This window comes from Nostoc sp. 106C (assembly GCF_002154725.1).
In the GTDB taxonomy this organism is placed as follows: domain Bacteria; phylum Cyanobacteriota; class Cyanobacteriia; order Cyanobacteriales; family Nostocaceae; genus Aulosira.
The window spans coordinates 61,984-80,947 of the sequence record NZ_MTAW01000180.1 but is presented as its reverse complement, the minus strand read 5'-3'; the positions used below and the strand labels follow the sequence as shown (position 1 = coordinate 80,947).

Below are 18,964 nucleotides of genomic sequence, written 5' to 3'. Positions count from 1 at the left end.
CGTAGTCCATTCTCCTCTAAAATTCGTCTTGAAAAGGTTTGATGCCTGCGGCAACCTCTACGGGGGACGGAGGAAACCTCCGCTCAAACTTTTCGCAAAATCTCAAGTCTAAAACTGGCAGTGTAGGTTATGGCAAAAGGTGACAGAATTAATTTTTCTACTCCTAGCGGGTTTCCAGAATTCCTTCCTAGCGAAAAACGCTTGGAATTATATTTGCTAGATACCATCCGCAGAGTTTTTGAAAATTACGGATTTACACCCATCGAAACACCTGCTGTAGAACGCTTAGAAGTTCTGCAAGCGAAGGGGAATCAGGGTGATAACATTATCTATGGTATCGACCCCATCCTGCCACCAAATCGCCAAGCAGAGAAAGATAAAGCAGGCGAAACAGGTTCGGAAGCTAGAGCTTTAAAATTTGACCAAACAGTTCCTTTAGCAGCATACATTGCCCGTCACCTCAACGAACTAACCTTTCCCTTTGCGCGCTATCAAATGGATGTGGTATTTCGTGGCGAACGCGCAAAAGATGGGCGTTTCCGCCAATTTCGCCAGTGTGATATTGATGTGGTTGCTCGTACTCAATTAAGCTTGCTTTATGATGCGCAAATGCCTGCAATTATTACCGAGATATTTGAAGCCATTAACATCGGTGATTTTCTTATTCGCATCAATAATCGTAAAATTCTTACAGGATTTTTTCAATCCTTAGGAATAAGTGAAAATCAAATTAAATCTTGTATAGGTATCATTGATAACTTAGAAAAAATTGGTGAAGCTAAAGTCAAACAAGAGTTAGACAAAGAAGGAATTTCACCAGAGCAAACACAAAAAATTATTGAATTTATTAATATTAAAGGTAATGTTGATGAGGTATTAGATAAACTTAAACACCTGTCACAAAATCTCCCCGATGCCGAACAATTGAGCCTAGGCGTTACCGAAATAGAAACAGTAATTGCAGGTGTGCGTAATTTGGGTGTTCCTGAAAAGCGTTTCTGTATTGATTTAGCGATCGCACGCGGTCTGAATTACTATACTGGCACAGTTTACGAAACAACTCTCATCGGACATGAAGCTTTAGGCAGTATTTGTTCTGGTGGCAGATATGAAGAATTAGTTGGGATGTTTATCGGTGAAAAGATGCCTGGGGTAGGCATTTCCATCGGCTTAACTCGCTTAATTAGCCGCTTATTAAAAGCTGGTATTCTTAATACCTTAGCTGCTACACCTGCACAGGTGATGGTTATGAATATGCAAGAAGATTTGATGCCCACTTATTTAAAAGTGTCACAAAATCTGCGTAAGGCTGGTATTAATGTTATAACTAATTTTGATAAGCGTCCCTTAGGGAAACAATTCCAGCTAGCCGATAAACAAGGCGTTCAATTCTGCGTCATTATTGGTTCTGAAGAAGCAGCAGCGCAAAAATCATCGCTGAAAGATTTAAAAACAGGCGAACAAGTAGAAGTTAAGTTAGAAAATTTGGTAGAGGAAGTAAAAAAAAGGCTAGCATAATTAAAAATTTATTTACATTGTAAAGTGCGTTAAAAACTTGACGCACTATATTATCTTAAGTACTGACTGTGTAAGTCCTAAATCCATGAAAGACCAATACAATTCCGAAAGAGCAGACGAGGCTGATAACTTTCTGCATATAGCCCCCGTTAAGGAAGATTGGGGCGGAGATGGAAGAGGGCGTATGAATCTTTCAGGAAGACGCACAGCTATCTCCAAAGAATACGTACCTCGCCAATATCAGTACTTTGATACCAATACTGTGCCCGAAGAAAAAGTATGGCGAATAAGTGGAATACCTGAGAATGTAACATCTGCAAGCAGTCGATTGCTGTCATGGAGTGATTGCGGTGCATCGACTTCAAAAGTAGTTCTACCATCTCAGTTTGAAGCACCATCTGGTATATTTACAGCTGATTTAGAGATTTTTATTCTTTCTGGCACAATTCAAATTGGGGAATGGCAACTAAATAAACATGGTTATTCCTTTATCCCCGCAGGAGTAAAAGTGGGGCCTTGGAAAGTTTTAGGTGGAAAGGAAGTCCAAATTCTTTGGATGGAAAATGGCCCAGTTCCATTAAGTTATAGATATGCAGAAAGCAATCATCCAGACGCTAGGATGAGTGACTTTATTCCAGCATTGAATAGCAAATTACTACCGTGGGGAAAGACAGAGACAGTCCAATTTGTGCAAGCAAATAAGAAATGGTTAAGAAAAGATGCTAACGGTGGTGGCGCATGGTTGCTTGCTATATTGCCACATTATGATGGTAGATATCCAGAGATACAATGTTATAACGAAGATGCATATTGTTTGGGTGGATACTGTGATATAGGAGATTTTCGATTTGTAAAGGATTGCTATGGCTACGTTCCTAGCTTTACTACCTCTCCTTGGCACAGAACTGATGACGGTTGCTTATTCTTTATCCGAGTTGATAGAGATTTATCAAAAGTAAGTACAGTATTATCATATAAACCTGGAGATACCTAATGATTAAACCAAGTAATTTTTCGGGTATTCTTTATGGATTGGCGATTTCAGCTTTGATTTTGCCACTGGCTTCATTTGCACAGGTTGAAACCATTGCAGTTTCAGCAGAACCTATACCAAATAATCCTGCTACTACCCAATCCAAGAAAGTAGTCGCACGTATTTGGCATGGTACGGTCCTGACATCAAAAGCAGATGAATATTATGCTTATTTGGTAGAATCTGGAATTAAAAAAATTGAGTCAATTCCTGGTAATTTGGGGGCACAAGTACTTCGCCGCACTAATGGAAATAACACAGAATTTACTGTTATCTCTTACTGGGAATCACGGGATGCAATTCGTAAGTTTGCTGGTAATGACATTGAAAAAGTCCATCCTCTACCCAGAGATAACGAATATCTCATAAAACCAGAAACTAAAGTTAAACACTTTGATGTCATGCTAGACGATCGCAAATAATTTTAAATTAAAATCTAGGGTGCGTTGTCGCGCAACGCACCCTCAATAATTCTAATACTCACTATTCTTTCAGAAAATCGACTACTACTTTTAATACTTCTTCTGGCATTTAATTAACCATCCAAAGGCTTCCCCTTTCTAGTTCGACACTTTGACGACGAGGGATTACTTCCTGAAGCCAAGATTGATTCTCAGCTTTGGCTAAATCAACTTTTTCTAATGGCTGGCTCATGTTTTTATACTCCTACCTTAAAAGCGATCGCATCCTCAAACACTACACCTATGTCTTTATTGCAGGATGGAAGCGTTTTAAATAACGTCCAGTTGGTGAACCCAAAATTTGTCCATTGTGATAAATCAGATTTCCGCGCAAAAAGGTAGTCTTCACCCTTCCTGTTAACTCCACACCTTCAAACGGTGTATAACCTTGTTGCGACTCCGACTCAGCAGCACTTACCACAAAACTTTCATTGGGATTTACCAATACCAAGTCAGCATCGTAACCAATAGCAATATCACCTTTTTCTAACAAACCAAAACGCCGCGATGGATTCCAAGATAGCAATTTTGCCATGTGGTTATAAGACATTCCCCGCTTGCTACCTTCACTCAAAACACCAGAAAGTAAATATTCTGTACCACCAAAACCAGATTTTGCTAACCAAATATTATTTGGGTATTTAGCACTGCGTTTTTTTTCAGCAGAACAGCAAGCATGATCGCTAACTATCCAATCTACTTGATTGTTGAGTACTGCTTGCCATAGATATTCCACATCTGCGCGGGGGCGTATAGGAGGATTTACTTTTGCCCAAGTACCATTAGGAGTATCAACATCTAATAGTAAATGTCCCACAGTAACTTCTCGCCGAAAATTGATATGAGGAAAAGCAGTTTGCATAGTCAAAGCTGCTTCCATTGCTTTACGCGAACTTAGATGTAACAAATTGATATTTGCACAGTTTGTTTCATGTGCTAAATAAGAAGCAATGCAAATTGCTAAACCTTCGGAATGAGGCGGACGCGCTGCACTATAGGCGTGTAGTCCGCTGAGACTAGAATCATATTCCACAATTTTTGTATAAGCGTTGAGAATTTCTGCAACTTCACAGTGCAAACTCAAGCTAATGGTCTCTCGCGCTTCTGGATGTGCTTCTATTAAGCGTGTTAGACCGCGCATAATAAATTCAAAATGGGCAAAGTCGTACCTTTCCTCTTTGTTAATCATTAAAAAGAGGTTTTGATGGTCTGACAAACCATGCAACCCATAGCCGCCATAAAACATAAAGATTTTAAACGAAGATACACCGTATTGTTCAAAAAGTAGCGGTATTTCTTCGATATGCTGACTAGCTATAGGTGCAATGTGATAGCTGTAATCTACAAAAAAATTCCCCTCAGATAAAGCCAACACTTCTGGGAAAAAATCACGGTAGGAACCGCCTTTGTTGAGATAATACTGTCCAGTCCGGATGTAATTCAGGCTGGTAGTTACGCCTCCCATTGCAGCTGCTTTGGTTTCAGTTACCGCATCTTTGTCTAAGGGTTGATAGATACCGATGTGCATATGAGCATCTACGACCCCAGGAAAGCCTAGCAGGTTTTTGGCATCAAATACTTCTTTGCCTTGGTCTGGGCTAATATTAGGAGCAATCTGGGCAAATTTTCCATCCTTAATTCCTATATCAAGTAGTTTGACCGCATCATCATGGGGACGAACTACCCGCACATTTTTGATAATTTTATCCAATACAGGAGGTTCAGACACAGTAGACCTCACACTAAAATGAATACAGAAGCTAAAGTTTTAGTTTAGTCAGGAATTCCAACATCGTACCGGAACGCAAGCTAAAACCCATTACTATGTAACAGTTTTTTATTCAATCATCTTTAGGATAAAAATAATGCAAAGTTTTAATGAGTATCATCTAAACCCAAAAGAGTTTCCTTTTCTCAAAATTCTTCAAGATAATTGGCAAGTAATTAGAGATGAGTTTACCAGCTTTATTCACCAAGCATCTGATGAAGAGTTAAAATTTGCTTACGATGTTTTGGGACCTAAAAGTAAAACAATTAAAACAAAAGGTAATTCAAAATATAGTGCTTTTGGCATTTTATTCCAGGGTTTGTTTATTGAAGAATATATTAAAGCACATCAAATAAAATATCCAGATTATGATACAGATGAGGCATCGCAAAAAGCACTTACATTAAGGCATAAATACTTTGTGAATTTGACTAATGCAATAGAAAAAGTCAACTTTAGCGATGATAATATTGTCAGAAACGTGTATTTTGGGACATTCCATCCAGGCTTGGATATTAAGCTGCATGTTAACTATAACCCTCACATGAATCGTGGCTATTTAGGCTTAATTGTCCCAGAGGGAGATGTGGCTATGAAGATATGCCATGAGCAGCTTTATTGGTATAAAGGAGAATTCATGGTTTTAGACCATAGCTATCCACACTGCCCGCATAATTACACTAATTATGATAGAACCGTTTTGGTTGTAGACTTTTTTAAACCGGATATGCCTAGAGAGGAAGTAATCAGATTTGAGCAAGAGCAAGTAGCAGAACGGATGCAAGATAATCCTTACAGCTTAGGTGTTTTTGGTAAAAGCGATAAAGCTAAAGAAGAAGATTTTGTCAAGTATGGTTTAGCTCATCAGTTAGAGTGGGATAAAGCTTTAGGAACACCATAAAATATTAAACAGCAACCAGATACCCGACTTCTTAAAGAAGTCGGGTATCTATCAATCGTTGAGAATTCAGGTATATTTAAATTTTAGAAATGAACGCAACAATCTATAGAAAGTTAATAGCAAAGCAACTGAATGAAAATTTTAAATCTGCTGTTGAGATTGTCGAAGTTTCTATTCCTAAACCTGGCGTTAATCAACTTTTAATTCAAAACAAATTTGCGGGAGTTAATGGTGGCTTTGACACCTTAATTTGTCGTGGTGATGTTCCCTATGTGAATTTAATTCCTCCCTTTGATTTGGGTGTGGAAGCAGTGGGAGAGATTGTCGCTATGGGTGAAAATGTCAAAGATTTTCAAATTGGTGATGCTGTCATCACTACAGCACGTGGTGGTGGTTATCGAGAATATCAAGTTGTAGATGCAAACTTGGCGGTGAAGGTGCGCCAAGCAACACCAGAGTTACTCACACTCATGCCTACAGGTGTATCAGCTTTGGTGGCATTGGAACAAGTCGGGGAGATGAAAAGTAATGAAGTGGTTTTAGTGACAGCAGCAGCAGGGGGAACTGGTCACATTGCGGTGCAATTGGCAAAGTTAGCAGGTAATCATGTCGTTGGTACTTGTAGTTCAGAAGCGAAGGCAAACTTACTGAGAGAATTGGGATGCGATCGCATTATCAACTATCGCACAGAAAACCTCAACCAAGCCCTCAAGCAAGAATACCCCAATGGGATTAATTTAATTTTTGACTGTGTAGGTAAACAGGTTTTCGATACTTGCATTGATAATTTGGCAATACGAGGACGTTTAGTGGTGGTTGGTTTCATCTCCGAATACGCAAGGGATGTAGAACAAATTACCCAACCCCGCATTTATCACCAACTATTTTGGAAAGCTGCTTCTGTGCGCGGCTTTCTCATGCCTCATTATCAAGAACATATACCAGAAGCACGCGATCGCCTGTTAAATCTTTTCTACACTGGCAAACTCAAGGTTGCCGTTGACCCTACTCAATTTCAAGGTCTAGAATCTATTCCTAGCGCTGTTCAATATCTTTTGAGTGGTCAAAATAGCGGTAAAGTAGTCGTTCAGTTTTAATTTATTCTTTGGCTTTGTGGCTGTTTGCAATAGTCCCCAAAAAAATATAAAAAATAGGCTGTAGTAAGCACTTTAGTGACTATAGATCCCCGACTTCTTTGAAGAAGTCGGGGATCTATAACCTCTCATAACTATTGTATGTAGAGAAATAATTCAGTTAAAAAATTCATGATGAGAAGGGTTATTAGAATTTGATTTCAGCAATATGGGACTTATTCAAGTGCTAGAGGCAATCATATTTCTGACGTAATTATAACAACTTGACTTTTTTGGTAGCAAACTAAGCATTCTTGTAGATACTTGGCTATTTACATATAGGATATTAGCTAAATTTCATCCCTTTTTACGAAATCTAAAACCTGACGCTGAAACCATTGTGGGACAGTAGTTTTAATTTTTGGGCTTGAGCGGAAATCAGCCACATGGAAAAAGTATTTGCCAAAAGCCAAGGTTTTTTCTGGATAAGAAAAACCGAGTTCTTAATTTTGGATAAAGTCGAGATGAGGTGGAGATTTTTTATTTGCCATAACATTCTTTTATTTTTTTACACAACATACCGAGCTAGTAAGGCAGAACCCAATTTGTGGTGTTGTTCAGCTAGATATTGAGGATAGATAAATTGAGCATTGTCCATAAAACGATACACCCAGCGACAAAACTCTTCTAGCGATCGTTTAGGCAATTTAACAATATAATCTACGTAAGCAGGTTTGCCATCTTTTCCCGTTGGCCCTGGTTTGATTTCTTGCTTAGGATGCCGCTTCACACCCTCCTGGATAAATTCCATGACTTCAGGAAAAAATCGAACTTTTACTTTTACAAGCTCTAGTTCTCCACAAATCTCCCTTTGCTGATCTTCTCTTGAACCTAACTTCAAGCCCCAACCCGCCTTTAAGAGCCGATGAGCGATATGTAAACTTTTCCATTGGGTTATTGAGCCGCGACCTTTGCTATCTAGAACCTTGAAGTGATCGCTAAAGCGATCAATACGTGACACTGCCAGATGACCGTCTTTATAGTCCTGGTGCAACAAATACCAGGCAATGTCAGCATAAATTAACTGTAAGGGATAAACTTGCTCATATCCGATTCTTTTAGGATTGTAAGGATTACGATAGCGAAAAAGCTCAACTGCTTGCCCTTTTATGATTGCCTCTTCCAGTACATCTAGTTTTTCAAATAGCGTGCCTCGGCTTTGATATTTGCCCTCAGCCATCATTTCCACCGGATCGGTGTAGACAATAACTCGGTCTAATTGGGTTCTCACCGGATAAAACATCTCATCTTTCAGGTTTGAACCTTGTAATCGCCGCGTTAGTCTTTGATAGATCTGGTTAATTTGAGGGTCTTCCTGATACCTTGCCTGAGAGTGTAGGGCATTGAGCGCAACTTGTAATTCCTCGCGGTTCATTACTCCTGTGCCAAGATAATAACCCCATCGGTAAGCTCTTTTATCTAAAAGCCCGTAGCGGCGAAGAGTCTTCAAATCACTTTGAATGGTATGACGCGAATAAAGGGGTAGCTCTATATTCAATTCACTTGCTAGCTCATATAAATACATCTGTACTATATTTAAGGTATCATGATTATCATAGTCAGATTGCATAGGATCGTGACAACCAACTCCTGGGTTTCGAGCAAACGTAGCAATTAACAGTAAAAGTCGCTCAAAGGCAGGAAGATTGCTATAAGAATGCTTCATAAACTATATTTCACTCATAAATGTCAATAATAAGAAAGTATTAGCCTCTAATTTAGAAAAAAGTGAAAACATTTGCTAAGTATAGCTTGTAAAGATTTAACTCTAGAGTCACCAATACTGCGAAATAGTCGCGCTCTATCTGAACCTCTGTGTAATATGCAGTTCAGATAGAGTTTTGGAGACTAAATAATATGCAGACTTGTCCCTCCTGCCAACATCCCTTACCCACCATTGGGTTCTATTGCTCGAACTGTCCTCAGCAAATTCGGTGTAAAAACTGTAATGAAACACTGCTTCCTGGTGCAAAAGGATGTGTAATGTGCGGAACCCCAATAGGTCAAGGGCATAACGGATCGGCATCAAGCAATGGTGGTTTATCTGGTGTAATGAACACCTTAAAATTCATTGAAACCAACAAAGGCTACTCACGAGAGATTCAGGCTTCTCTAAGTAACGAAGTGGGTATTAGCTGGGGTGGTGCGGCGATCGCAGCGATCGTTGGTGGACAAATGACACCAGGAAAACCGCCTAGTAATCGTCCTGTGATTCGGGATCTAAGTAATGCCGAACCGCAACAACTTTCCTTATTCAACTACGAAGCTACTACCGAGAACAATGAAGCAACGGTTAATACAGTTGCCCAACTTCCTGCTGCTCATGGAGTTGATGCTAACCAGTTAAGACAGATTTTTCGATATAACGGCGAACAACTACAGCTAATGGAAACGCGGCTCAAAGCTGCAAACAAGATAGATGCTGCACGGAGGCTAACATTTTTGGTTCTCCTGTATTCATTAGATGTCGATAGGCGAGAGGAAATTCCTCGTACTGAATTAAATGACATTCTCAAAAGAGTTGGATTGTATGACAACAATACCGCTACATGGATTGGAAAAAGTGCTGACTTGATTGTTGAGAGAGATATGGTTGGGTTGCGGCTGTCAGGACAAGAGCAAGCACGAAAAGTTCTCGCTGAGGTGCTTGATCGAACGATAGAAGGCAAATGGGATTTAACATCAGGTGCAGCCTCACGCAGTTCCAAGTCAAATAACAAAGCAGATGAGGATTCAGAAAATTCCACAAAGAATGGCAAGCGTAAGAATAATGAATTGTCCAAGGAAGTTGAGTCTTGGGTCGCTAACTGGAAACCACTAACGTCGAATATTGATTTTCATGCACTTATTAAAGATTGTACGGGTATGGAGAAGGGCTTGTTTGGTCTGTGGGCAATTGGTAAAGCAACAAGCGACTCTGAGATAGTGGTTTCAAGCAACAAGCTCAAGCAGTTCTTATATTTTGGACTTGGTATCAAGGTAGATGAGAGTAACTTAGAACGGCGCTTACAAGCTGCTTCAGGACAAGGAAGTTTAATTAAAGTGCAAGGTGGTTTCCAAATACTGCCTCCTGGCTTGGCTGAAGTCGAAAGATTAATAAACTCCAAACAAAACAACGCATCTATTGATGAATCTTCTGAAAATTCTGGAGAGGTGTCACCATGAGGAGGACATCTGAGCAATTAATTCAGGAACTTTCAAAAATTGTTGACTCTCACTTTGCCCATGCAGTGGTTGAATGCTATGTCGAAATGCAGCAACGATTTCTAGCTGGCGACTGGCAACCAACAGAATTAGACGGTGGGCGGTTTTGTGAAGCGGTTTCGCGTTGTTTGCTGCAAATGGATGCTGGAAAGATCGATCATCGCAAGTTGCCTGGTGAAATTCGTAAAAATTTACTAGATCAAAGCATTCCTCATAGACTTGGCTCAAAGGATCGTTATCATCTGGCTAAAGTAATTGAGGTTGTATATGGCTTCCGTTCAGATCGCGGTGCTGTTCATATATCAACCGAGTACACCGCTAACTATATGGATTCGATGCTGGTGCTTCATGCCAGCAAATGGATATTTGCCGAGTTTCTTCGTCTAGTTTGGAATCAGGATCGAAAAGTTGTTGCAGAAACCATTGCCCAAATTGTTCAATTAGAACATTCAATAATTCATGAATTAGATGGAAAACCTCTAGTTCTAGCAAGAGATATTTCGGCAACGGATGAAGTTTTGTTGCTTCTGTATCATGCTGACAATAATCGCTTGAGTCGTGCCGAACTACGTGAACAGGCTGTCGGACAGAATCCTCAAAACGTTAGTGTTGCTATATTTAGGCTAATTAAAAATAAGGATATTCGTCCTATTGCGGAGGATGAAGTCGCCCTCACCCCCAATGGTCAAAAAAGAATTCTTGAGCAAGTATTACCTAAGTACACTCCCCAAAAATAGAATTCTCAATTAAATTGCAGGAAACCCATTGAGGGAATCCCTGTTATAGTGTGTGACAGGGAACAGGCTAAAACACTAGTTGCGATAAGGGCTGTATAATTCAACTATGTCCTAATCTATCAAACGACTGCTCTAAATCATGGCAAAGATAGCAGATAACAGGACATAGTGAAGATTTTTTAATTATTTTCAGAGTAAATACGGCTCTAAGTGGGCTTTTAGGTACTCTATCTTTTAAGAAGAAATACTTTCAGAAGCGATCGCACAATGGACGACAGCAAAGCATTGTTTGATTATTGGCATGACCGAGTCCATCTGAAAAACTATGAGTTAATTGCAGATACTCAACACGTCCCAACCCAAAAGCTACGTCATGAATGTACCAACTACGACGAACTCTGGCGCAGTCTTGAAGTTCAAAGATTGGGCGAACCAGAACGTAGCAGGGTTATTGCTATCATTAAGTACGAGTGTACAGCCAAAGTTTTACAGAATCGGGCTGGTCGTCTGCGCGATCGCGCACATGAACTGGAAGTAGCTTGTCATGAACAAGATCAACAAAAATTTAAGCTTCTTGCTCTAGTTAATGCTTTACGAGAGAAACTCTTTGGTAAGGACAAAGAAATTAAGAGGTTAGAAGCAAGAATTGCTTCCCTAGAAGCTGAAAATGAAGCCTTCCGATCTGAAGCTGAGAATAGTAAAGCAGAGGCGGAATTACGTACAGAACTAGAGAATTTACAAAAGAAATATCATGCTGTTGAGAAGCGAAGACAGGAGTTAGCTAAGAATAATCAGAGTTTAGGTGGAAGAGTGGCTCATACGAAAAGATACAAGCAGCAAAGGGACGAAGCAATCGCTTTAACTCAACAGCAGAAACAGCAAATTGCTATGTTAGTTTTAGAGAGTCAGCGTCTTCGTCAGGAGAATGAAAGGCTTTATCAAAAATTAAACCAGCTAGAGCGATAAAATGTTCTAAATTTGAGATGCTCAATCCTAAATATGAAACTTCAAGAGCTAAAGGCTAAAGTCTACGAGTTAGCTAAGGTAAATACTACCAAACAACTCAAGGCTAAGTATAAGGAAGTTCAGACGCTAGATATGCGTCTAAAAACTTCTTGGCAGGAAACTCTTGCTATTATTCAAAAATCCCAAAGCGAGTATGAGCAGTGGTTAGAAAATCCACCTGAAGAATACCAAGAACTTTTCTCTGAGATTACAGAAGCTTTGGAAATATACGAGCAAAAATCAGCACAAACTAAAAAGTTAGCCCAAGAGATTGTTTCAATAGCCGACGATATCGAAGAACTAGCAGAGGAATGTCAACAAGAAGCCGAACAAATAAAGGAAGAAGTTGAACTAAATAAACGCATTTCAAAACAAGCCAGACTTAACTAGTTTTGTCATTATTTTTAGGTAATAAATCCTGGGGTTATTTCAATGATTTTGCTATTATCAACCTATAAAATGTCTAATATTACATAGCATATTCCAAGTATATCAGGTAAAGGAATTAATAATATAACTCTTGTAATACAGCCATATTGCCCTCTACGGTTGTACCTCACAACAGATAAAATCCGCTGTCTAATATTAGGGGAGGATATTACTATCTTGATACCTCAGATTAAATTTGCAAATTTACACCAAGTATGCATAGGTGATCCTCTATGACTTCCTGACCTAAGTGCATTGGGTATGGCAAAACGATATTTCCCATAGACCAAGCAGGTGAGCATCTTAAATAGTGAGGAACGCGACATAGTGCTTTTAAAGCTTCTTCTTGTTGCAAATCTGGGCGTACAAAGAACGGTACAATTTCCACCAGCTGTTGATGTTTGAATGGAAAGTTAGCACCGAATTGATCCTCTTGATAACCGAGTTTGTAAAGTTCGGGTATTGGCATTTCATCTTGCTTCTTCTGTGTTTTTGGTAGTTTTCCCACAGAGAAGTAATGCAGTAATTCTGGCACAGACTTATCGTAAAAACCGCTCAGATGTTTGAAATCTCGTGCTGGACAATCTTTGTTCCAAGTTTCTCGATTGGTGATGTACTGTGGTGTTTCTTTACCAGTGCGAATCCGAATTACTGCTAGCAAGTTCTCTAGTTGGTTATTCTCACGGCTGTACTCGCAAATGTGACCAGAAACATGGCGAAAGTCAAGAACGTTGCGTTTCGCCAGCAGGTACTCATTTTTCAACTGAAACCAAACTGTACCATCATTATCTTCACCACGTTCGTTACGCCAACCTTCAGCTTCAATTAAAACAACGCTTGGCCTGTCTAAATGTTTAGTTACTACCCGCGCAGCAAACTGTACTAATTCTGTACCGCTCAACTTGATTTTACTTTGAATGCGTTTTGTATTTTCTAGGCGATCGCGGCGTGCTTCAGCAAAAATCTTTCCCACAGTGATCCCCGCCTGTGAGTAAGGAATCCAATCATTACCATCAGGAAGCATTACATCTACCGCACCCGTTGCACGTAAACGCACTGCAAGCACATAATGAATATCACCTTGATATTGGTTAGTTTTGCGACGGCAAAAGGCAATTACATCTAATTCTTGGGCAATTTCTTTCGGTATATTTGCTTGTTCATAGAGTTGAGCAGGTAGTCCGTATAGCGCCCCAATTTGACGTAATGTTCCATCCAGTACAGCACTCATTACCCGTCCTTTTGTGGCTTTGCTGTAAGCTGGTGATTTATCCTCATCATCTTCTGTGTTACTTGATTTTGGTTTACCTGTCGGTATCGACGGTATCGACTGTATCATTTGGGAGCTAATTCCCTCTCTGATACAAGCTTCACGAATAGCTCCTTTGATATTTTGTTGGGGAAGAACTCCCTTTGTTTTGATGCGTCTAATTTCAATAATTGCTAAACAGTGGGGATTAGTCTCAAAATTTATCAGAGGAATAGCATTTTGTTGGAGAAAAGTTCGCCATGCTTCTCGCTTTGCTTGATGCTGCTTGCGTATTTGCTCATCGAATTTGCGACGATCTTTAGGCAAAAATCCACCTGTATTCAGTGGCTGCAAAAGGGTTGCATCATCAATCAAAATTTTTGAAACTGTTATATCTTGTGGAAAATCTTCATTTTCATTCAGAAGAAATACATCGCGTAATTGCTGGTAAACTACTTCACAAGTGTCTTGTTCTCGATAAATCAGAAAAATATGCATTGCTTTACCCTGCAATGCTCGGTAAATAGCATCAGTAGCAATTTGCTGGTAAGGTTGGCGTTTTTTGCGAGATTTAGAAATAAATTCATAATCCCGCATTGCTAGTGGTGCTGTTATCCCAGATGGCGCAGGAATATCAGATTGCATTGGATTATCTGGTATTAAAACTCCGTTGAGTAGTTCTAATACCCGTGCAATAATATCGCCCCGTTCCAAAAAACTAAAGCCAGTTTTTATACTGTGTCCTCGTTTAGATTTCTCATGCTCGTACTTATATCCTTCAGCATGAACTATATAATATTCGTCCCTGTCACCCCAGTTATTTGAGTTATCTAAATTACCAAATCCTGCGGGATTATTCAGAATATTGTCTGGCTGTTCTAGAGCGCGTGCTTTGAATGCAGCAAGTAGTTCCGGTAGTTGTAACCTCCATAAATTTTCTTCTTCTTTGCCATTGTTCTCAATAACAAGACGCACTAACGTTGAATCCACCTCATAATCAGATAAACGTGCCTTATTCATACCCATCAAAACAGAGATGTCACGCCCATAATTGCCATCTGACAACGGCTCATGAGGGTATCTTTGGCAACTCAAATGTAAGAAAATCCACGGTTCTAGATTGCCATTATCATTGAATCTTGCTGCTTGGGTTTCAACATTAAAGTCTAGACGGTAAGCAAAATAACCTTCTCTTTCCTTGTCATTATCTGTGTAATTCGCCTTAAACGGCTTACTAACTAAGTACAGTCCAACCTTACCCGAACCGCCTCCTTGTACTTTGCGCCATTGAATTTCCTGTTGTCTTTTTCTAGAGTTAATAATGCACTTTTTACCATGCAACATAGTTGCTAAAAGGCTAGGAATAGCTTGAAATCCTAATCCTCTCTCTGCGTTGATATCGCGCACAAGTGTTTCTGGTTTAATCCGTTGCCAATCCCAATCAGGTGGTATGATAGCCATTCTTTCAAGAAAGCGATCGCACACGCTATTCACTTCATCCGATTTACCTTTTTCACGATATTTCTTCGTCCACTCCTGTGCCCAAATTCTTACTAATTCATGTATCTGCTGGGGTGTAGGAGTTTTCAATGGGTTCTTAGGGGTTCCTACAGCTAACGCCTGATATAAAGAAGAGTTACTTTCCTGGTCATAACCAACATACTCAAAGCCGTATGTCAGTGTAGATGCACAGGCAAGTAAAGCATTATTTAATTGTCGATATGGTGGCGGAACCTCTATTTTTTTATTACCACGAGACAGTACTCGTTCCATATCACGGCGAAAGTCTGCTACCACCTGAACAAAAGGAAATGACAACACAGCAATCTCTAGCTTGGCAAAGGCATCTGTTACCAAACTCATGCGTGCAGGTAGCAAAATATTTGTTGGTTTATTTCTGCTCGTCATAGTCTTTATCTATCTCTTGAGTCTATTTCCCAGTTGAAGCCATCGATATCAACCAAAGCATCTGCTATTGATTGGTATAAAGCTTTACTGATAACATCTTCATAAACATATTCAGAAAGCAGATCAATGATTGCGGCTAGTAGACTGGTACGTGGTGTATCAAGCTGTTGCTCTTTGGCATAGTTTGGCCCCCAAGCAGCATCAACAAAGTAAGCGTGAAAAGGAACACCTCCACGCAAAAGACGACCTACAGCTTGAACGATTACGCCAGCCGTAGTTGCGGCTAAATCTTGGCGGGGAAAGGCGCGTAATTCTTCATTTTTATACAGTGTCTTGTAGTAAGAACGATGTTCTACCGATCGCCAGTAACGTGCAGCCAATTGGCGCACAGCTTCCGCACGCCCTAAAATTCCGTCTTTTTCCCAAGCAAGGAAATTCGCATCTTCTACCCAATCCAAAGCACGACGGTTAATTTCTTGAGCGATCACTTGAGTATCATGGGGATGAGGATAGGGTCGGGTGAGAAAGTAAACAGCACCAAAAGCCGCTTTACCATTGGCATTCAAAATGTTGAATCCGCGTCCCATCGCACTTATCGGTGCAGCTAGGATTTTACCGCCAGTCAGTGCGAAAGTCTCAATATCGGCACGGTTAAGCGCACCAACTTCCATCCTTGAGAGATAGTTGATGTCATCCTCAGTCAAACTTTCTGTGCGATCGCGCTGCAAATGGTAGACTTGCTCCCGCATACCCCACCAAGATTGACGGATTTCCTCTGCTACCCATCGTGCCTGCTCGTAGGAGTTGACGAGTAACAGTAGGCGTTCCCTATCCTGCCAAGAATCTGGATCGCTCTGCCCAAGCCGTTTCAATTCCTCAAGCTCCTGCCCTAAATTACCGCTGCCGTTGTTGCCAATTAGCGCTTGTGCCATCTCTTTAAACATTCCCATTTTCTGGCGTTCAGGTGTCCCAGAAATACGAATAGATTCATCTTTGTGGTTAGATTGAGGCAGAAACTTGAAGCGACTTTGGGCGATCGCTTCTGTGGCACTCGCCTCTGGCATTAAAATACCCTGGGGATTACCCACATGAAACTTAGTGGAATCTCTTAGATAAGATGTTCCTGATAATGCCAAGACGTTGGGGCCGCGTTGACCATCCAAGTCTGTCAGCAAGCGATGAAAGTTCAAAACATAGTAACGACCAATATTGGTATAGGCAAATATAGATAAAGCATTTTCGCTACTGTTCTCAGATTGGTTGCGATCGTCATCCTTGCGGGAATAATAAGTACCAAACTGCCTTCCTGTTGGCGGTAAGGGTAAAATATTTAACATTGCTGTTGGCATCCGACGATGTGGAGGCTCGTCATCTAAAGTGGGTGGTCGATGATGCCATTCATAAAAAACAATGCGTGTGTGCCGATCTAAAAGAGTGATTGTCAGGGCAAACTGTAAACGATAAGCTAGAGTTTCTAGGGTGTCTACCGGATCTAATTCTTCCTCCTGTTTTGAGGACTTCCGCCGTTTTTTCTTGGCTGTCTGCTGTGAATTGTTTTGGCGTTTTTCTAGTTCTTCTCGCAATCTTGCTAACCTTTTTCCTGTTTTGGGGAAAAAATCAACTATCCACGCTTTGCAAGCACGATAAATACTATCATCAGTGGCACTTTCGCCAATACTATTAATCTGTTGAATCAAAAGGGCTAGTCTTTGAACTTTAGAATTTGGTCGAGGTTGCCCAAGCAATGGGTCATCATCAAGTAATGCGTCAAAATTTCGCATTATCTGCTGTACACGTCGATTATTAGCCTTAATTTCTTGCTCAGTGACATCAGGAGAATCTAACTCTTCAAGTCCAGCTAGGCGACGGGAAAATTTATACAGGAGAGAATTAGGTGTAAAATAGCCACGTTCTATCCATTTACGTAAAAACTCGTGACCTAAATGCTTATCTAATAGGGTTAAAGTTGCTGTAACGACACTTTGTACATGACGTTCTGCGGTTGTCCATCGCTGCATCAATGGTGGGGTGACACGGTTGAATCTCATGTAATCTTCAGTTTGTACCCCAATATCATCAAAAACACCACCATTTGTCAGTAAAACTTCCTCAGCATATACGTCGTCAAACCACTTAATCACTGTGTCTACTTCATCAAACACAACAATATCGGAATGTAGATAAACGAGTTCCCCTATTTTGATCGGACGCAATTCTAGATGACGCGGTAAACCAGCCATTGCCATTGCACCTGGAGTTGTAATCCAAACACGGGCATTTGGCATATCACGATAGACTTGCTGTGATGGGCAAGTAGCAAAAAACGGACACAAGTGGGGTACGCCAGGGTTATTGTTTTGTTTTTTACGCTGGCTTTCGCTTTCTGGTGCTTTTTTCAAAGAGTGACATGGCTCAGTTCCAGGTATGAGTGGCTTGCCATGCAAACGGTCGAAGATGTCGCTGGCTTGTAGCAGTCCTTGCAAAGCACAAGCCGTTCCCAAAAAGCGATCGCCCCAGTGTGGTTGTCCGCGTTGCCAGTGTTCCTGAAAGTCTTTCGAGGCATAGAAGCTTTTCAGGTGCGCGTCTCGTTTAGTGCGTCCTAATAACGGTACTGCAACTGGCTCATCGTTTTCGGGATCGTCACAGAACCACCAATTAATTTGATTTGCTAACCGAATTGCTGATTGTACATCACTGACAACCAAGGTGATACGGCGATCGGGATGATGTCGCACAACATTAACGGCCTGCAACGTTGACAGGGTAGACTTTCCAGAAGCCACCTGTCCTGCAATATGTACAAAACCATCCAAATCTAGTGGTTCTGTATTGCGATCGCTTACCGTACCGTCTTCCTGAATTTTGTGAAAGTTGATTTTGCGAAAGCGGCTTACCCAATGTCCCTTTTGTGTTTCATGCCAACCATATCGGCGTGCTAGTGACTGTTCGCGGCGATCGAGGAACTCTGCATCTGACTCTAAATCTGAAATTCGCACTGAAAAAGGATTGCGATCGCGTGGAGTGGGAAACCAAGGCTGTTGTCGTGCAGGACTTAAATGTTCTGGTGTGAACTGTACTTGCATCGTGACAGTTTCTTTTTCCGTCTTAGCCTGGAATTGGTAGGGAACTCCAGCCTGTACTGGTTCAGCCCTGCGTTGGCGAAACTCCAAATCGTCACTCAGACAGCTTTCATATAAATTTTGGTGGACTTGATGGCGCAGACCTTTCGCCGCATGAATAATCTGAGAATCTAAATCCTGGATATTAAAATCATAATTACGCCAGTTTTGCGAAATATTGCGGATATAAAAACGTAATGCGTTCAACCAGGCGAAACGTGCAGAAAATGGGATAATTTGCCGAGCGTTAGCAACTGCACGCCTCTGGCTTTCATCTAAGTTTTGTAAACGTGGATGTCGCAAAGGCATACCACTGAGTATTGCCCAAACTGCTGTGACTGGTTCATCATCAATTCCTAAACACTCCATCAAGGCAAAGCCAAGTTCCACCTCAAGTAATAATTGGGCTTGCTCTCGATTTAGCTCAGAGTTATCTTTCAATTCTTTGATACGCTCTGTAAAAATAACAGGTGGCTCAAATAATGTCATTTGACTCATA

The 18,964-nt window shown here is 40.7% G+C and carries 14 protein-coding genes; 9 read left to right on the top strand and 5 right to left on the bottom strand.

All coding sequences use genetic code 11. The features are described from left to right. Positions 1 to 129: 129 nt before the first annotated feature. The 3 genes from hisS (at position 130) to BV375_RS27135 (ending at position 2,973) form a co-directional block, all read left to right on the top strand. A complete protein-coding gene (hisS, locus tag BV375_RS27145) occupies positions 130 to 1,518 on the top strand; it encodes a histidine--tRNA ligase (RefSeq protein WP_086766256.1) in 1,389 nt (462 codons plus the stop codon). An 85-nt stretch (positions 1,519 to 1,603) separates the two neighbouring features. After that, on the top strand, positions 1,604 to 2,512 hold the full coding sequence (locus BV375_RS27140; protein ID WP_086766254.1) for a DUF4437 domain-containing protein: 909 nt from the start codon (positions 1,604 to 1,606) through the stop codon (positions 2,510 to 2,512). Next, a complete protein-coding gene (locus BV375_RS27135; RefSeq protein ID WP_086766252.1) occupies positions 2,512 to 2,973 on the top strand; it encodes an antibiotic biosynthesis monooxygenase family protein in 462 nt (153 codons plus the stop codon). Before BV375_RS27140 ends, BV375_RS27135 begins: the two co-directional genes overlap by 1 nt. Positions 2,974 to 3,082: 109 nt before the next feature. On the opposite strand, the gene BV375_RS38865 is transcribed toward BV375_RS27135, so the two are convergent. Both BV375_RS38865 and BV375_RS27130 read right to left on the bottom strand, forming a co-directional pair. Further along, the gene (locus tag BV375_RS38865) at positions 3,083 to 3,205 is read right to left on the bottom strand and encodes a hypothetical protein (RefSeq protein WP_279432971.1); all 123 of its coding nucleotides are present in this window, start codon (positions 3,203 to 3,205) and stop codon (positions 3,083 to 3,085) included. 48 nt (positions 3,206 to 3,253) lie between these two features. Next, on the bottom strand, positions 3,254 to 4,741 hold the full coding sequence (locus tag BV375_RS27130; protein ID WP_086766250.1) for an amidohydrolase family protein: 1,488 nt from the start codon (positions 4,739 to 4,741) through the stop codon (positions 3,254 to 3,256). Positions 4,742 to 4,877: 136 nt separating this feature from the next. Here BV375_RS27130 and BV375_RS27125 point away from each other — a divergent pair, with 136 nt between their 5' ends. Beyond that, positions 4,878 to 5,681: an aspartyl/asparaginyl beta-hydroxylase domain-containing protein gene (locus BV375_RS27125; protein WP_086766248.1), complete on the top strand. Its 804-nt coding sequence runs from the start codon at positions 4,878 to 4,880 to the stop codon at positions 5,679 to 5,681. A gap of 89 nt (positions 5,682 to 5,770) precedes the next feature. After that, the gene (locus BV375_RS27120) at positions 5,771 to 6,778 is read left to right on the top strand and encodes a zinc-binding dehydrogenase (protein WP_086766246.1); all 1,008 of its coding nucleotides are present in this window, start codon (positions 5,771 to 5,773) and stop codon (positions 6,776 to 6,778) included. A 544-nt stretch (positions 6,779 to 7,322) separates the two neighbouring features. Here BV375_RS27120 and BV375_RS27115 read toward each other — a convergent pair. Beyond that, positions 7,323 to 8,480 (bottom strand): WYL domain-containing protein, encoded by a 1,158-nt coding sequence (locus BV375_RS27115; protein ID WP_086766244.1) that lies wholly within the window; start codon positions 8,478 to 8,480, stop codon positions 7,323 to 7,325. A gap of 317 nt (positions 8,481 to 8,797) precedes the next feature. On the opposite strand from BV375_RS27115, the gene BV375_RS27110 reads away from it, so the two are divergent. The 4 genes from BV375_RS27110 to BV375_RS27095 all read left to right on the top strand — a co-directional run bounded on the left by BV375_RS27110 (position 8,798) and on the right by BV375_RS27095 (position 12,150). After that, positions 8,798 to 9,979 carry a hypothetical protein gene (locus BV375_RS27110; RefSeq protein ID WP_086766242.1) on the top strand — a complete coding sequence of 394 codons (1,182 nt, stop codon included), beginning with the start codon at positions 8,798 to 8,800 and terminating at the stop codon, positions 9,977 to 9,979. Further along, positions 9,976 to 10,755: a hypothetical protein gene (locus BV375_RS27105; RefSeq protein WP_086766240.1), complete on the top strand. Its 780-nt coding sequence runs from the start codon at positions 9,976 to 9,978 to the stop codon at positions 10,753 to 10,755. The genes BV375_RS27110 and BV375_RS27105 overlap by 4 nt, the downstream gene beginning before the upstream one ends. Before the next feature lie 267 nt (positions 10,756 to 11,022). Next, positions 11,023 to 11,721: a hypothetical protein gene (locus BV375_RS27100; RefSeq protein ID WP_086766238.1), complete on the top strand. Its 699-nt coding sequence runs from the start codon at positions 11,023 to 11,025 to the stop codon at positions 11,719 to 11,721. 33 nt (positions 11,722 to 11,754) lie between these two features. Then, positions 11,755 to 12,150, top strand: a complete 396-nt coding sequence (locus BV375_RS27095; protein ID WP_086766236.1) for a hypothetical protein — start codon at positions 11,755 to 11,757, stop codon at positions 12,148 to 12,150. 229 nt (positions 12,151 to 12,379) lie between these two features. Here BV375_RS27095 and BV375_RS38370 read toward each other — a convergent pair whose 3' ends face one another. Further along, positions 12,380 to 15,346 (bottom strand): RNaseH domain-containing protein, encoded by a 2,967-nt coding sequence (locus BV375_RS38370; protein WP_243714068.1) that lies wholly within the window; start codon positions 15,344 to 15,346, stop codon positions 12,380 to 12,382. Between the two features lie 5 nt (positions 15,347 to 15,351). Beyond that, a complete protein-coding gene (locus BV375_RS27080) occupies positions 15,352 to 18,963 on the bottom strand; it encodes a hypothetical protein (RefSeq protein ID WP_086766234.1) in 3,612 nt (1,203 codons plus the stop codon). Position 18,964: the final 1 nt, after the last annotated feature.

Bases quoted from the DNA above. Each gene is read 5' to 3' on its own strand.
- BV375_RS27080 (WP_086766234.1), bottom strand. From the start codon at position 18,963: ATGAGTCAAATGACATTATTTGAGCCACCTGTTATTTTTACAGAGCGT.
- BV375_RS27095 (WP_086766236.1), top strand. From the start codon at position 11,755: ATGAAACTTCAAGAGCTAAAGGCTAAAGTCTACGAGTTAGCTAAGGTA.
- BV375_RS27135 (WP_086766252.1), top strand. From the start codon at position 2,512: ATGATTAAACCAAGTAATTTTTCGGGTATTCTTTATGGATTGGCGATT.
- BV375_RS27115 (WP_086766244.1), bottom strand. From the start codon at position 8,480: ATGAAGCATTCTTATAGCAATCTTCCTGCCTTTGAGCGACTTTTACTG.
- BV375_RS27100 (WP_086766238.1), top strand. From the start codon at position 11,023: ATGGACGACAGCAAAGCATTGTTTGATTATTGGCATGACCGAGTCCAT.
- BV375_RS38370 (WP_243714068.1), bottom strand. From the start codon at position 15,346: ATGACGAGCAGAAATAAACCAACAAATATTTTGCTACCTGCACGCATG.
- BV375_RS38865 (WP_279432971.1), bottom strand. From the start codon at position 3,205: ATGAGCCAGCCATTAGAAAAAGTTGATTTAGCCAAAGCTGAGAATCAA.
- BV375_RS27120 (WP_086766246.1), top strand. From the start codon at position 5,771: ATGAACGCAACAATCTATAGAAAGTTAATAGCAAAGCAACTGAATGAA.
- hisS (WP_086766256.1), top strand. From the start codon at position 130: ATGGCAAAAGGTGACAGAATTAATTTTTCTACTCCTAGCGGGTTTCCA.
- BV375_RS27125 (WP_086766248.1), top strand. From the start codon at position 4,878: ATGCAAAGTTTTAATGAGTATCATCTAAACCCAAAAGAGTTTCCTTTT.
- BV375_RS27110 (WP_086766242.1), top strand. From the start codon at position 8,798: ATGTGCGGAACCCCAATAGGTCAAGGGCATAACGGATCGGCATCAAGC.
- BV375_RS27140 (WP_086766254.1), top strand. From the start codon at position 1,604: ATGAAAGACCAATACAATTCCGAAAGAGCAGACGAGGCTGATAACTTT.
- BV375_RS27105 (WP_086766240.1), top strand. From the start codon at position 9,976: ATGAGGAGGACATCTGAGCAATTAATTCAGGAACTTTCAAAAATTGTT.